Here is a 15,114-nt window from a genome sequence, read left to right on the forward strand (position 1 = left end):
AGTGTTTCAATATATTAAATATATAATTGGAATTATTTTATTTTTATATTTATTTTCCTTAATAAATATAAATGAACTATTGCTCACTTTTAAAAAAATTACATTAATTGAACTTATATCGATTATTTTCATCTCCTTTTTACTTTTATTGTTGCAAGCATTTCGATTACATATGTTGATTTATAATTATGTATCTAGTTATAAAGAAACTATAAAATTATCATTTGTAAGCCAATTTTTTAGTAATTTTTTACCAGGTGGTGTGGCGGGTGATTTTTACAAAATTAATTTTTTAAGGAAAAATAAGCTCTCTGTAAGTAGTGGAATTGCCAAAATAGGTATTGACAGATTTTCAGGCTTAGTAGTTTTATTGATCTTCAGTACCTTCTACTTTTTATTTAATTCAAATTGGTTCATACAAAATCTGAGTATTGAAATGAATAAAGTCTATTGGCTGTTGTTTTTTGCAATATTATTGCCATTCATATTTTTTATTTTTACAAATAACTTTAAAGATAAAATTTTTAAAATATATGAGAATATTAAAATTGATTTATTAAAAATAGAAAAAACAAAGTTATATGCTTTTGTTGTATTAAACATAATTGTATTCATAGTACGTTTGTTGAAATTCCAACTCATATTTTGGGTCTTAAATTATGACTTTAATTTTTTTGATTTAATTTTAGTAGCATTTGTTTCACAGATAGCAGGTATGTTACCTATTAGTATAGGAGGATTAGGTGTTGTAGAAGTTTCATTGGTTTTCGGATTAAGCTTATTTAATGTACCTGAACAAACAGCATTTGCCTTTGCTATATTAAATAGGGCTACAATTTGGATTGTATCCATAGTAGGTGGAATTTATTGGTTTAAATTTAAATCAAATATTATATTTACGGAAAAAAATGACAGCATTAATTGATGCCAATATAAACTACATTGATAAGAGTTTTAGATGATTATTTTTTTTAAACATGCTTGTTGATAGCTATGAGCAAATTTAAAATAAGTTATGATTATTCATTTATTGTTTTTGGGCTGATATTTGTTTCTATATTTTCAGTTTTGTTTTTGGATAGACAATTAGTGCAACTAAAATAGTGGAGATTTAATTACGATGGTTGTGATATTTATAATAAGTAGAGGTATCTAGTGATAACACAAGAGTATAAAGAATTAGATGGTGTAAAAATCTTTCATGAAAATCAAAAAGAATCTCACGAAGATTACAAAGCCAAAGGCTTAGACAAATTATACAAGCAAGAGGAAAAACATTTTTGGTTTATAGCACGAAAAGAGTTCATTTTACAAAATATCCAACAATATACGTCTAAAAAAGAAAAAGTTATTGAAATAGGTGCAGGTACTGGAAACGTATCAAGATATTTACAAAAAAATGGATATGAAAATATTTCTGTAGGTGAGATGCACTTAAATGGCTTAAAGTATGCTCAAAGTTATGGGATGAAAAATTGCTATCAGTTTGATTTGCTTGATACTCCTTTTGAAAATGAGTTTGATGCTGTTTGTATGTTTGATGTTTTGGAGCATATACCTGATGATAATATAGCTTTACAAAATGTTCATAATATGCTTACAAAGGGAGGGGAAATAGTGATTACTGTCCCTTCTCATATGTGGTTATGGAATCGAGATGATGCAAGAGCAGGACACAAAATACGATATATAAAAAAAGAGTTGGTTGAAAAATTAGAACAAAATAACTTTGAAGTTTTAACTGCTAGATACTTTTTTATAAGTATAACGCCACTTCTATTTTTAAGAAGAATTTTAAATAAAGATGATGGACGTAAAGTAAGGGATGAAGAATATAATCATGATATTTCCATGAATACACTGCTTAGCAAGATTTTACTTTTTATTTCAAGAATTGAGAATAAACTCAATAAGTTTTTACCAAATTGGTTTGGTGGAAGTTTATTTGTGATTGCAAGGAAAAAAAATTGATACCATTTAACCGTCCAACATCTACAGGAAATGAAGAAAAATATGTTTTAGAGTCAATGAAAAGCAGTAAAATCTCAGGAGATGGATATTTTACAAAAAGATGTCATAATTGGTTTGAAGATAAATTACAATGTAAAAAAGCTCTTCTCACAACGTCATGTACACATGCTTTGGAAATGGCTGCATTACTTCTTAACATACAAATGGGGGATGAAGTGATTATGCCATCATATACTTTTGTTAGTACTGCAAATGCCTTTGTCCTTCGTGGTGCCAAAATAGTCTTTGTGGATATTCGTCCAGATACTATGAATATAGATGAAACAAAAATAGAACAAGCTATTACTAATAAAACAAAAGTAATAGTACCTGTTCACTATGCAGGTGTTGGGTGTGAAATGGATACTATCATGGATATAGCAAATCGCCATAGCCTTTTTGTGGTTGAAGATGCAGCGCAAGGCATGATGAGTACATACAAGGGAAAAGCTCTTGGAACGATAGGACATCTTGGAGCGTTCAGCTTTCATGAAACAAAAAACTACACAAGTGCTGGTGAAGGTGGACTGCTTATTATTAATGATGAGAAGTTTATCCAAAGAGCTGAAATTATAAGAGAAAAAGGGACGAACCGAAGTCTCTTTTTTCGTGGAATGGTAGATAAGTATTCGTGGGTAGATATAGGAAGCAGTTATCTTATGAACGACGTTAGTGCAGCATATCTATGGGGAAATCTTGAATTTGCCGAAGAAATAAATCAAGACAGATTGCAAAGTTGGCAGAATTATTATGATGGCTTAGCACAATTAGAAATAAACAATTTAATTAAACTTCCTGTGATTTCTCATGCTGACGAATACAATGCCCACATGTTTTATATTAAAGTTAAAAATCTTGATGAGAGAACAACATTGCTTGCATATTTAAAACAAAACGGTATAAATGCAGTTTTTCACTATGTACCACTTCACACAGCGCCAGCTGGAATAAAATTTGGAAGATTCGATGGAAAAGATGAATTTACTACGATTTTAAGTGGAAATTTAATAAGATTACCCATGTATTATGGATTAGAAAGAGATGAGATTACTAAAATTTGTGGAGTTATAAATGAGTTTTTTGAAAAGTGATAAAAAAAGTATATTAATACTATTTATTATTTACACGATAGCAAACGTTTTTTTCTTGATAAATTACAACGGTATTTATTGGGATGATTGGGAGTTATATGACCAAGAATATGATGCTGTCTTACAAATGTTTCTTCAAGCAGCTGGAAATTTGGGTTATATTAATACTCCTATTCGTTATATAATTGCAAATAGTGGTGATATAGGGATATTTTTAAGTAGAGTATTAATCTTTTCATTCATTTTCTTCAGTGGTATTTTCATATTTAAGATATTGGCTCGATTAACTTTTATTTCAAAATTAGAACGAATGTTTGTGGTGTTATTTTTTATTATAGCCCCTTTAAACAGTGCAAAAATTGCTTTAATTAATTTCCAATCCAATCTAAGAATTTGTATTTTCTTTTTTGCCTTTTATTTACTAAGTAAATATTTAGTAGATGAGAAAGGTAAAATTGGTTTTAGAATTTTACTGTTGTGTTTATTCTTTATAAGTTTTGGAACAAATTCAGTATTGGTCTTTTATGCTATAGTATTGTTGTACATTTTTTATATTACTTACTCTTATGAGAATAGTGTATTGAAAAATATATATACATTTATTAAAACCAAAATAGATTTTATTTTATTACCCATAATTTTTTTTGTAATTAAATCTATTTATTTTGTTCCGAGTGGTTTAAGTGAAGGGTATAATAAAATTAATTTGAATAATATTATTAATTTGAAGCTATATTTTCAAACTTTTCAATCGAACTTTATTGTACCTATTCAAATTTCTTTTTTTTCTATGAGTTCTGTTATAATAATTCTTATATTATTGTTACTGTTATTATCCAATTTATTCACAAGACAAAACAATGAGATGCATAAAAAAGATGTTTATTTATTTATTCTGGGATTAGTGATATTTTTTTTAGGAGCTTTCCCATACATAGCAGTTGGGAAAACACCAAGTTTAGGTGATTGGGCGTCTAGATTTCAACTATTATTGCCTTTGGGGTTTTCTTTTATTTTATACTATGGTATTCAAATTAGTTCAAATTTATTAAATTTTAAAGAAATAGTTAAATATTTTGTTTATTTAATACTAATTATATCTTTTATAATGTTTCATATGAAAGAACAAATTAAATATAATATTGATTGGTATTATCAAAAAAGTATTATAGAAAACTTTAAAACCAATGATTTAATTATTAAAAACAATACTTTTATAATTAACAATAAAATTAAAAAAAATTTAGCTCAAAATAGATATGTTCGCTTTTACGAATTTAATGGAATGTCTAGAGAAGCTTTTGGAAAAGATGATAAGTTTTTTGTAAATTCAGAAAAAGAATTAAGACGATATAGTTCTTATAAAAATAGAAAACAGATGAATTTTTATACATGGAATGAAAATGAAAAAATATATTTTACAATCAAAGATAACAGTAATCTTTTTAATCAAAAAAGTATCAGAAAGAATATAAAATATTTATTTAGGTTAAAATACTTAGAACTTTTTAAACCGTTGGAGTTTAAAAAAGAAATTTCAAATTTAATTTCTATAGAATTTACAGAAAAGTAATTATTTGTATAATAAATTAGTTAAAAATAAAGGATAAAAATGCAAGAAAAAAGAGCAGTGATTTTAGCAGGAGGGAAAGGTACTAGACTTAAACCTTATACTGTAGTTCTACCTAAACCACTGATGCCAATTGGGGAATATCCTATACTAGAAGTGATTATCCGACAGTTAAAACAGCATGGATTTACTCATATTACTATGGCCGTTAATCATCAAGCAGAGATAATCAAGGCGTTCTTTGGTGATGGTTCCAAATGGGGTATAAAAATTGATTATTCACTTGAAGAAAAAGCATTGAGTACAATGGCACCATTAAAACTTATCAAAAATTTACCAGATAATTTTCTTGTAATGAATGGAGATATTTTGACAGATTTAGATTATGGTAAATTTTATGAAAATCATGTAAACAATAAAAATATCTTTACCATTTCATCATATCAAAGAGAAGTACGATCAGAATTTGGAGTATTGGAAGTGGATGAGTGGAATACATTATCAGGTTTTAAAGAAAAACCAGTATCAGTTTATGATGTGAGTATGGGAATTTATATGGTTTCTAAAGAAGCTGTAGATTATATTCCAGAAGATACTTTTTATGGTTTTGATCATCTTATGCTTGATTTGATGAAAAATAAAGAAGAACCAAAAGTAGAAAAGTTTAATGGTTATTGGCTTGATATTGGAAGACCTGATGACTATGCACAAGCAATAGAAGAGTTTGATAGTATGAAAGAAAAATTTATAAAATGAAGTCAATATTAGTAACTGGAGCTAATGGATTTATTGGGTCAGCTCTTATAGAAAATCTTGAAAGTTTTGGTTTTAATGTAATCAAATTTAATTCATCAGATGGAGATATATCAAATTATATTTTTTTGAAAGAGTATGAAAATACAGATATTTATCATATATTTCATCTTGCTGCTAAAACTTTTGTTCCAGATAGTTGGGAAAATCCTTTAGAATTTTACAAAACATCTGTTTTAGGTACAGGACAGATTTTAGAATTATGCAGACATAAAAATATACCGTTAACATTTGTAAGTGCATATTTATATGGATTACCTGAGCAATTACCAATAACTGAAGATGCTACGATAAAATCAAATAATCCTTATGCTCATTCTAAATATTTAGCAGAAGAACTCTGTAGATTTTATTCAGAGTATTACAATGTAAAAGTAACTATCGCAAGACCATTTAATATTTATGGAAAAAATCAAAAAGATATGTTTTTAATTCCATATATTATAAAGCAAGTGTTAAATGATGAGGTTATAAAAGTAAAAGACTTGTATCCAAAAAGAGATTATATATATTTGGATGATTTAATTTCGGGATTAATCAAAACTTTAGATAATGAGAAACAATTTTCTGTATATAACTTTGGTTCAGGCGAGGAATTGAGCGTTCAGGAGATTATTGATATAATACAAAAAATTGCACCTACAAATAAAGAAGTTATATCAGAAAATCAAGAAAGACAAAATGAAATTATGAATGTGGTTGCAGATATCAAAAAAGCAAATTATGATTTAAATTGGAAACCTACCTTTAGTTTTGAAGATGGTATAACAGAAATTTTAAAGGATATGAAAAATGCAAATTAAAAACATACCAATAAACAAAGGTAACTATAATAGTTTTGAAACACAAGAAAGAGAAAAACTTTTTGAAGAATATAAATCAGAGGGATGGAAAAGTGAATATACTGAGTATAGAGCTAACTGGAGTAAATTTCCATTAGAACAGATTGTGAATGAATATCCTTTATTGGTTGATTTGGAACTTGCTTCTGTATGTAATTTGAAATGTCCTATGTGCTATACAATTACAGATGAATTCAAGGAAAAAGTTAATGCGAAGCTTCTAGACTTTGAATTATTTAAAAAAATTATTGACGAAATTGCAGGGAAAGTTCCTGCACTAAGACTTAGCCTAAGAGGAGAATCAACACTTCATCCTAAATTTATTGAATGTATAAAATATGCTAAAGATAAAGGTATAAATGAAATATCAACACTTACAAATGGCAGTAAACTTGAACTTGAATATTTCAAAAAGATTGTTGATGCAGGAATCGATTGGATAACAATTTCAGTCGATGGATTAGATGATAAATATGAAAAAATCAGAAAACCTTTAAAATTCAATGATACTTTACAAAAAATAAAAGATATGCACCAGTATAAGTTAGATAATGGATTGCACAAACCTGTTATAAAAATTCAGTCATTGTGGCCATCAATCAAAAAAGACCCTTCTAAATTTTTTAATACATTTGAGCCTATAACTAATTTAATAGCATTTAATCCTTTAATAGATTACTTACAAAATGATTCTGATATTGTATACATTGAAAATTTTTCTTGCCCTCAACTCTACCAAAGATTGGTTGTTGGTGCTGATGGTTCTGTGATGATGTGTTCAAATGATGAAGAAAATGATCATATCATTGGCAATGCAAACATCGAAACAATTTATAATATATGGCATGGAGAAGCTTTAAATAAAGTAAGAGCATTACATAAAAAACAGGATGGATATAAAAATCTCGATGTATGTAAGAGATGTTATCTTCCAAGAGCAACAGAAGCCAGTGAAACATCAGAAGTAAATGGCAGAAAATTTGATATTTTAAATTATGTGAATAGAGCACAAAATGTTGGAGAATAAAGTTGATAAAGCCTCTGTCAGAAATAAGGGTGGAGTAATACAATCATTAATAACTTTATATAAGATAAAAAGATTTGGAATTATTGCTGGCAAAAATTGTGTTATTAAACGCAACAGTGAGTTTCATCTGACAGATGGTGCAGTATTGGAAATTGGCAATAATGTTGTTATTCAAGATTATGCTTTTTTACAATTAACAAAACCAAATCCAAGAGTAATTATTGGAGATGATGTTGTTATTGGAAGACATAATATGATAACTGCAAAGGGAAATATTACTATAGGTAGCTATACTAGGATTGGAGCATTTGTTCAAATTCTTGATCAAGGTCATGGATTTGAAAAAGATAATTTAATTATGAATCAAAATGCAATTATAGAAGATACAACAATTGGTGAAGATTGTTGGATTGGAACAGGTGTTAAAATAGGAAATGGAGTAGTGATAGGTGCAAATGCTGTCGTAACAAAAGATATACCTGATTACGCGATTGTAGGTGGAATACCTGCTAAAATAATAAAATATAGGGAATAATAATGCTTAAAAATTTTAAAAAAGACAGATGTTATATTATTGCTGAAATTGGTGGTAATTTTGTAACTTTTGATGAAGCAAAAAAGTTAGTAGATTTAGCGTATGAGTCAGGAGTAGATGCCGTTAAATTACAAACTTATAGGGCTGATACCATCGTAACTAAAACAGCTAAATTTGATTTGGATAATGTGGGAGAGATGGTACAACATGAGCTTTTTGAAAAATATCAAATTGATTTTGCGTTGCATAAAAAAGTATTTGACTATATCGACTCTAAAGGGTTAGATTGGTTCTCAACACCTTCTCATAAAACAGATGTCGATATGCTTGATGAATTAGGCGTATCAGCTCATAAATTAGGTGCAGATGATGCTACTAATTTACCTTTTATACAATATGTAGCTTCAACCAATAAACCAATACTACTTTCAAGTGGCATGTGTACTTTAGAAGAAGTAAGAGAAATGATAAATGCTTGTTTAGTGATGGGAAATGATAAGATCATACTGTTCCACACAGTTTCAAACTATCCGACATATCCAGAACAAGTCAATCTTTTAGCTATGCAAACGCTTAAAAGAGAGTTTCCTTTTTTAACAGTTGGCTTTTCAGATCACACTATTGGGAGTACTGCTTGTTTTGCTGCTGCTTGCATGGGAGCTGAAGTAGTAGAAAAGCATTTTACTTATGATAAAAATGCAGATGGACCAGACCACCAACTTTCAGCAAATCCTCAAGAGATGAAAGAAATAGTTGATAGAATCAGAGAATTTGAAGTTATGAAAGGCTCAGGTGCAAAAAAACCAGTTGGAAAAGAGATAACCAATAGAGCAAAAAATAGAAAAAGTATAGTCACCATCAAACCGATAAAAAAAGGTGAGTTGTTGAGTATGGAAAATATCGATATCAAAAGACCAGGGCATGGCATTGAACCAAAATATTTTGATCAGATTTTAGGGAAAAGAGCCGATAAAGATTTAAAAGAAGATGAAGTTTTATCTTGGAGTGATTTGTCTTGAAAATAGGGATTATCATACAAGCGAGAATGGGTTCAAGCCGATTACCAGGAAAAGTTTTAAAAAAAATTGGAACTAAAAATCTGCTTGAGCATATTTTATTTAGACTTTCAAAGCTAAAAAATAATGTAGAAATTATTATTGCTACGAGTAATCTGTCACAAGACGATGCTATAGAATCTTTTTGTGCGCAAAATAATATCGATTGTTTTAGAGGATCAGAATTAAATGTCTTGGAAAGATACTACCTGTGCGCAAAAGAAAATGATTTTACTCATATAGTAAGACTTACAGGAGATAACCCTTTTACAGACATAGAAGAGCTGGATCATCTGATAGATTTACATGTAAGCTCATTTGCTGACTATAGTAGGTCTTTTGCAGTCCTTCCAAAAGGTGTTGGTGGTGAGATATTTACATTTGATGCATTAGAACAAAGCTATAACAATGGCTTTAAAGAAAATCACATAGAACATGTCAATGAATATATTGAGGAAAATGAACATTTATTTACCATAGCAGAGCTAGCTGTAAATGCAAATAAAAGAAGACCTGATCTTAGTCTTACTGTAGATACGCCAGAAGATTATAGAAAAGCCTGCTTTATAGTGGAACAAAGTAAAAATGAATACATCACTACTGAGGAAGCAATAAAACTATGTTTGCAATATGTATAGAAGCTTCTCATAGCAAAGGAATGGGGCATCTCTTTAGAATGCTTAATTTTACTGAATATTTAAAAAGTAAAAATGAAGATTTTATATTTTTAATAAATGATAATGAAAAAACAAAAAACATTCTACACGAAAAAAATATAAATTTTGAAGTAGTAAATTTATCTGATTATGATAGTAACTGGGAGAGTGCGTTCATAAAACAATATGACATTAACTACTGGATAAATGACAGACTAGAAACAGATATTAATCATGCAGAAAATATTTTAAAAAATAGTTGCAAACTAATAACCTTTGATGATTTAGGAAGTGGTGCAAGACTAAGTGATATAAATGTGTGTGGACTTTTTTTTAATAAAGAAAATATAGAAGCTAAAAAGATTTTAAAAGGTATAAAATATTTAATTTTAAATCATGACATAGATACATTTAAAAGAGAGAGAAAAGATATACAAACTATTTTAGTTACTTTGGGTGGTAGTGACACCTATGGTGTGACTATAAAAGTTTTAAAATTATTAAAAAAGTATAAACTTAAAGCAACTATTCACATAGGTCCATCTTTTGAACATAATGATGAGCTAAAACAAGAGTTGACAGAAAATTTTGAAGTAATAAATTTTATACCGTCATTGATTGAAGAGTTCGCTAAATATGACTTAGCAATTACAGGTGGTGGTGTCACGCCATTTGAGGCAAATGCTTCTGGTCTTCCTTGTTTAATCATTGCAAATGAGCTATTTGAGATTCCAAATGGAGAGTTCTTAGATAGTATCAATGCTAGTAAGTTTTTGGGATATTATGAAAGTATAAACGAAGATGTATTTAAAAATATTTTTGAACTAAATCTAACAGAAATGAGTAAACAAGGACTTTCCCATCTCAACACTAAAGCAACAGAAAAAATATATAAGGAAATTGTAAATAAATGAGAAAAACAGTAGTCATACATCAACCAGATTTTTTATCATACTTAGGATTTTTTCATAGATTACTTCATTCTGATTTATATATTGTTCTTGATGATGTACAGTTCGTAAAATCTAATAATAGTTGGACGCATAGAGATAAAATTAAAACACAAAATGGGGATCAATGGCTGACCATAAATGTAAAAAAAGCTTCTAGGGATACAAATATAAATGAGATATTATTCAGTGATACTATAAATTGGAAAAAACAAAATTTAGATTTATTAAAGCAAAACTATAGAAAAGCAGAATATTTTGATGAAATATTTCCCTATCTTGAAAAATTATATTCTCATGATTATGAAAAATTGTCTGAGTTTAATATGGCTTCCATATTAATGCTTATGGAGTTATTTGATATAAAAATAGATATAGTTTATTCATCTACTTTAAAAACAACACAAGCTAAAAGTGAAAGGTTGGTTGAACTACTGACTCAAGTTGATGCAACTCATTATCTTTCTGGAGTTGGGGCAAGAGATTATCATAAAGATGAGCCTTTTGATACAGCTGGTTTAAAAGTTGTTTGGCAAGAATTTAAGCATCCTATATACCCTCAATTGCATGGCGAATTTATACCATACCTTAGCAGCATAGATATACTTTTTAATTGTGGTATAAAAAGATCAAGAGAAATTTTAAGGAGTATATAGATGAATGTATTGGCAATAGGTGCTCATTTTGATGATATTGAGTTAGGTTGTGGTGGAGCATTGGCAAAGCATGTTTCAGATGGGGATAATGTATATGCTTATGTAGCGACAAAATCAGGTTTTACAAATCATCAAAATATAGAAATACGCTCAGATGAAGTTGCTACTACTGAAGGTGAAAATGCTATGAAAGTCTTAGGTGTAGAGCTTATTAAGGGAAGTTTTAATACCTTGGAAGTAGAATTTATAGACAAATTAAATCTTGAAATAATTAAAATTGTAGAAGATAAGAAAATAGATACAGTATATTCTCACTGGATGGGCGATATTCACCATGACCATCAAGCGGTTGCAAGAGCTTCGCTTCATAGCTGTAGACATGTTTCAAGACAGTTAATGTATCGAAGTAATTGGTACCATTCAAACCTAGATTTTAAAGGCAATTTCTATATTGATATTTCCCATTTTTGGGAGAAAAAAAAGCAATCTATTGAAGCTCATATTTCGGAGATGGATCGCACAGGTAGTAAATGGATCGAATTTTTTCACAATGAGGCAAAAAATGCAGGGCAAAGAATTGGTGTAGAAAAAGCCGAAGTTTTTGAGGTTGTAAAATGGTTGAATTAGTTGATAAAAAAGTATTTTTATCAACTACTGCACTTGAAGAATTTTGGGATAAGAATGCTAAAAATGGTGTATTCTTAGGCGAATGGTGTAAGTTATATGATAGAAAACAAGAGTACGAAAAATTAAAATTTGACACATTGGAATATCTATGGATTAAAAAAGACAATATAGATGAGGGAATCAAGTATTGTGAAGAGATTTATCCAAAAGTATTAAATAAATTAGTTTTTATATTAAATAAACAACATAATTTAGATAAAGATTATCTTTATTGGGATATTCTTTTGAAGCCATGGCTTACAATATACATACAGATTATTTATGATAAGTATAGACATATAAAGCTAGCTTATGAGAAGTATAATAGTATATACACTTACGTATTAAGTGAAAAGTCTTATCAATGCATATATATTCCAGTTCAATTTTTATCTCAAGTAATGAACAAAGATGCATACAATTTACAATTATATTCGCAAATAATTAGATTTCTAAATATAGAGTGTACAGAAATAGATTTTAATATAAAAACGGACGAAATATATTTAAAAACTAAAGTATCGAATAAAGAAATAGTATTACGAACAATATCAAGAATTTTTAATAAAATATTCAATAAATACACTATTTTAATAGCAAATCCATCTTTTAAACAAGAAAGTATAAAAAAAATATTTCATTTATGGTTAAAATCTGGATTTTTATTTTCATTTAATAATTTTAAGTATGATATTGATGTTAAGTATGATAGAAATCTACAATTACGACATAAACTATTTACAATAGATGATCAAGATAAAAGTTTTGAGAATTTAGTATTTAATACATTTGTGTATAATTTTCCAATTTTATATCTTGAGGGATATTCCAATTTTAATGAAAAAGTTCATAACTTGAATATACCAATACCAGACATGATTTACACGTCGCAATTAATTCATAGTAATGAAATATTTAAATTTTACGTTGCAGATAATTATTCTAAATTTATAAAGTGTTATGGACAGCATGGAGGGGGATATGGTGTTGATGTTATAAATATACCTGAAGAAATAGAGAAAAACTATGCAGATATTTATTTTTCTTATGGTTGGAAGGAAGAAAGTAAAGTAAGACCTTTGTCTATGGCACCATTTTCTAATGATAAAATTACCGATAATGGTGAAATTAATTTAATACTTAATTCAATGTCAAGATATTTTTATAAGTTTACGTATCAACCAGAAAGTACTAAGGGGGGTATATCTTTAAAGAATATTCAGTTATTTTTAAATAATTTAAGAAATGTGTATAAGGTAAGCGTAAGATTATATCTTTATGATTTCCAATTAAATACTAAGAAAATATTATTAAATGATAATAAATTACTATCTTTAGATAATGAAACAAGTTATTCACAAAAGCTAATTTCTTCACGCTTAAATATTTTTAGCCATTTCTCAACAGGGCATCTTGAGTCATTATCAATAAATAAGCCAACAATAATAGTAATTCCAGCAGATGTATATCATTTTAGAGATAATGCTAAACCTTACATACAAAAACTAAAGGATGCAAATATTTTATTTGATAATCCTATTGAAGCATCTGAATTTGTAGATAATGTATATGGACATATAGATACTTGGTGGTTGTCAGATAAAGTACAAAAAGTTAGAGAAGAATTTTGTTATCTCTATAGCAGAACATCAGAAAATTGGGCTGATGAGTGGATAAAAGAGTTTACTTCTATTTTGGAAAATGATGCAAGAAAGTAGTCTAAAAAAACGGTATGTTATTAAACTTTTTGCCAACATTATAAATATTTTGTTAAATGCAATTATAATAGCTATCATTCCAAAAGCACTTGGTCCTGTATATTATGGTCAGTTTGTGTACTTGCAAGATTTTTTTAACAAAACTATAAGTTTTTTGGACATGGGGAGCTCTATGGCTTTTTTTATCAAGCTTAGTGCTAGACATGATAGAAAAGAACTGATAACCTTTTATTTCCTTTATTCGTTTATAGTTTTATGCTTGATATTGAGCTTTGTATATATGAGTGATATTTTTAGTTTTATTCATTATATTATTCCTGATATATCACTAGAATATATTTATATGGCGTTAGTGTTAGGTTTTTTTACATGGTTTACCCAAATATTTATCAAGATATCCGATGCATATGCTTTAACAGTTTCTGTTGAACTTATCAAAATAGGTCACAAAGTACTCTCTTTATTATTGTTGCTATTTTTTGTCTATCAGTTAGCTTTTGATTTAAAGTTGTTCTTCTACTTTCACTATATAGCTCTTATCACTTTTTTACTCATCATTTCATGGCTTTTTATAAAAAAAGAGATATTCAAAAACATTCTCAATTCGCAATTTTCAATTCTCAAGTTAAGCAAAGAGTTTATCATCTACTGTCATCCACTTTTAGTATATAGTATCATTGGATTTGTGGCAGGACTTTTTGATATATGGCTGCTTCAAAAAGTTACAGGCAGTGAGCAGATGGGTTTTTATGGACTTGCATATAGTTTGGCAGCCATGTGTTTTTTATTTACAAGTGCGATGACTCCCATAATTACGAGAGAGTTTAGTAAGTCTTACGAACAAAAAGATTTAGAAGCTATGCGAAAGCTTTTTTATAGATATATACCTATGCTTTACAGTATAGCTACATATTTTTCAGTCTTTATATCTGTTCAAAGTGAAAATGTATTGATGATATTTACGGATGAAAAATTTAAAGACGCTTTTTTAGTGCTAGTTATTATGGCACTTTATCCTATCCATCAAACCTATGGGCAATTAAGTGGCAGTATATTTTATGCAACTGGACAAACTAAACTTATGAGAAATATTGCTTTATTTACTATGCCATTAGGAATTGTTATTTCATTTATATTTATTTATCTTTTAGATTTGGGTGCAGTTGGCTTAGCCTATAAGATGTTGATAGGACAAGTTATAGGAGTGAATATTCAGTTATATTTTAATGCTAGGTTTCTAAATTTAAAGTTAAAGTATTTTTTATGGCATCAGATTTATTCAATATTTTCTTTCGTTATTTTAGCTTATATTGCATCAAATATATTAGTTTTTAATGTATCACTTTTTGATTTCCTATTTTCAGGATTTTTATATACGATTTTAGTAATAATATTCGTTTATATTTTTCCACAAGTTTTCGCTATAAAAAGAGATGAAATCGATTCATTAATAATAAATTTTGTCAAAAAGTATAATTAAATTTACTTTTATTATAAAAAAATATCTGAGGTGGTATAGCAATAT

14 protein-coding genes and 1 pseudogene are annotated in these 15,114 nt (G+C 28.1%); all 15 read left to right on the top strand.

The window, feature by feature from the left end:
- The first annotated feature begins 1 nt into the window (after position 1).
- On the top strand, positions 2-925 hold the full coding sequence (locus tag ACNI3C_RS02020; RefSeq protein ID WP_419770592.1) for a lysylphosphatidylglycerol synthase transmembrane domain-containing protein: 924 nt from the start codon (positions 2-4) through the stop codon (positions 923-925).
- Between the two features lie 230 nt (positions 926-1,155).
- Complete coding sequence (locus ACNI3C_RS02025; protein ID WP_419770593.1) at positions 1,156-1,971, top strand: class I SAM-dependent methyltransferase; 816 nt, start codon at positions 1,156-1,158, stop codon at positions 1,969-1,971.
- On the top strand, positions 1,968-3,101 hold the full coding sequence (gene rffA, locus ACNI3C_RS02030) for a dTDP-4-amino-4,6-dideoxygalactose transaminase (RefSeq protein WP_419770594.1): 1,134 nt from the start codon (positions 1,968-1,970) through the stop codon (positions 3,099-3,101). Before ACNI3C_RS02025 ends, rffA begins: the two co-directional genes overlap by 4 nt.
- Positions 3,091-4,674 (top strand): hypothetical protein, encoded by a 1,584-nt coding sequence (locus ACNI3C_RS02035; RefSeq protein ID WP_419770595.1) that lies wholly within the window; start codon positions 3,091-3,093, stop codon positions 4,672-4,674. The genes rffA and ACNI3C_RS02035 overlap by 11 nt, the downstream gene beginning before the upstream one ends.
- A gap of 39 nt (positions 4,675-4,713) precedes the next feature.
- Entirely contained in the window at positions 4,714-5,427 is a 714-nt protein-coding gene (locus ACNI3C_RS02040) for a nucleotidyltransferase family protein (protein WP_419770596.1), read from the top strand.
- Positions 5,424-6,287 carry an NAD-dependent epimerase/dehydratase family protein gene (locus ACNI3C_RS02045; protein WP_419770597.1) on the top strand — a complete coding sequence of 288 codons (864 nt, stop codon included), beginning with the start codon at positions 5,424-5,426 and terminating at the stop codon, positions 6,285-6,287. Before ACNI3C_RS02040 ends, ACNI3C_RS02045 begins: the two co-directional genes overlap by 4 nt.
- Positions 6,277-7,353, top strand: coding sequence for a radical SAM/SPASM domain-containing protein (locus ACNI3C_RS02050; RefSeq protein WP_419770598.1), 1,077 nt, complete (start codon positions 6,277-6,279; stop codon positions 7,351-7,353). Before ACNI3C_RS02045 ends, ACNI3C_RS02050 begins: the two co-directional genes overlap by 11 nt.
- 382 nt (positions 7,354-7,735) lie before the next feature.
- A pseudogene (locus ACNI3C_RS02055) lies at positions 7,736-7,882 on the top strand (acyltransferase); the annotation flags it as partial.
- Between the two features lie 8 nt (positions 7,883-7,890).
- Positions 7,891-8,907 (top strand): N-acetylneuraminate synthase family protein, encoded by a 1,017-nt coding sequence (locus ACNI3C_RS02060; protein ID WP_419770599.1) that lies wholly within the window; start codon positions 7,891-7,893, stop codon positions 8,905-8,907.
- A complete protein-coding gene (locus tag ACNI3C_RS02065) occupies positions 8,904-9,581 on the top strand; it encodes a cytidylyltransferase domain-containing protein (RefSeq protein ID WP_419770600.1) in 678 nt (225 codons plus the stop codon). The genes ACNI3C_RS02060 and ACNI3C_RS02065 overlap by 4 nt, the downstream gene beginning before the upstream one ends.
- Positions 9,563-10,513 carry a hypothetical protein gene (locus ACNI3C_RS02070; protein WP_419770601.1) on the top strand — a complete coding sequence of 317 codons (951 nt, stop codon included), beginning with the start codon at positions 9,563-9,565 and terminating at the stop codon, positions 10,511-10,513. The genes ACNI3C_RS02065 and ACNI3C_RS02070 overlap by 19 nt, the downstream gene beginning before the upstream one ends.
- The gene (locus tag ACNI3C_RS02075) at positions 10,510-11,205 is read left to right on the top strand and encodes a WbqC family protein (RefSeq protein WP_419770602.1); all 696 of its coding nucleotides are present in this window, start codon (positions 10,510-10,512) and stop codon (positions 11,203-11,205) included. Before ACNI3C_RS02070 ends, ACNI3C_RS02075 begins: the two co-directional genes overlap by 4 nt.
- Positions 11,206-11,832 carry a PIG-L deacetylase family protein gene (locus ACNI3C_RS02080; RefSeq protein WP_419770603.1) on the top strand — a complete coding sequence of 209 codons (627 nt, stop codon included), beginning with the start codon at positions 11,206-11,208 and terminating at the stop codon, positions 11,830-11,832.
- Positions 11,820-13,589, top strand: a complete 1,770-nt coding sequence (locus tag ACNI3C_RS02085; RefSeq protein ID WP_419770604.1) for an LIC12162 family transferase — start codon at positions 11,820-11,822, stop codon at positions 13,587-13,589. The genes ACNI3C_RS02080 and ACNI3C_RS02085 overlap by 13 nt, the downstream gene beginning before the upstream one ends.
- Positions 13,576-15,069 (top strand): oligosaccharide flippase family protein, encoded by a 1,494-nt coding sequence (locus tag ACNI3C_RS02090; protein WP_419770605.1) that lies wholly within the window; start codon positions 13,576-13,578, stop codon positions 15,067-15,069. Before ACNI3C_RS02085 ends, ACNI3C_RS02090 begins: the two co-directional genes overlap by 14 nt.
- The last annotated feature ends 45 nt before the right edge of the window (positions 15,070-15,114 follow it).

The sequence above is a fragment of the Marinarcus sediminis (SeqCode) genome (assembly GCF_048571275.1).
GTDB classification, from domain to species: domain Bacteria; phylum Campylobacterota; class Campylobacteria; order Campylobacterales; family Arcobacteraceae; genus Marinarcus; species Marinarcus sediminis.

Bases quoted from the DNA above. Each gene is read 5' to 3' on its own strand.
- ACNI3C_RS02085 (WP_419770604.1), top strand. From the start codon at position 11,820: ATGGTTGAATTAGTTGATAAAAAAGTATTTTTATCAACTACTGCACTT.
- ACNI3C_RS02040 (WP_419770596.1), top strand. From the start codon at position 4,714: ATGCAAGAAAAAAGAGCAGTGATTTTAGCAGGAGGGAAAGGTACTAGA.
- ACNI3C_RS02060 (WP_419770599.1), top strand. From the start codon at position 7,891: ATGCTTAAAAATTTTAAAAAAGACAGATGTTATATTATTGCTGAAATT.
- ACNI3C_RS02075 (WP_419770602.1), top strand. From the start codon at position 10,510: ATGAGAAAAACAGTAGTCATACATCAACCAGATTTTTTATCATACTTA.
- ACNI3C_RS02045 (WP_419770597.1), top strand. From the start codon at position 5,424: ATGAAGTCAATATTAGTAACTGGAGCTAATGGATTTATTGGGTCAGCT.
- ACNI3C_RS02070 (WP_419770601.1), top strand. From the start codon at position 9,563: ATGTTTGCAATATGTATAGAAGCTTCTCATAGCAAAGGAATGGGGCAT.
- ACNI3C_RS02080 (WP_419770603.1), top strand. From the start codon at position 11,206: ATGAATGTATTGGCAATAGGTGCTCATTTTGATGATATTGAGTTAGGT.
- ACNI3C_RS02090 (WP_419770605.1), top strand. From the start codon at position 13,576: ATGCAAGAAAGTAGTCTAAAAAAACGGTATGTTATTAAACTTTTTGCC.
- ACNI3C_RS02050 (WP_419770598.1), top strand. From the start codon at position 6,277: ATGCAAATTAAAAACATACCAATAAACAAAGGTAACTATAATAGTTTT.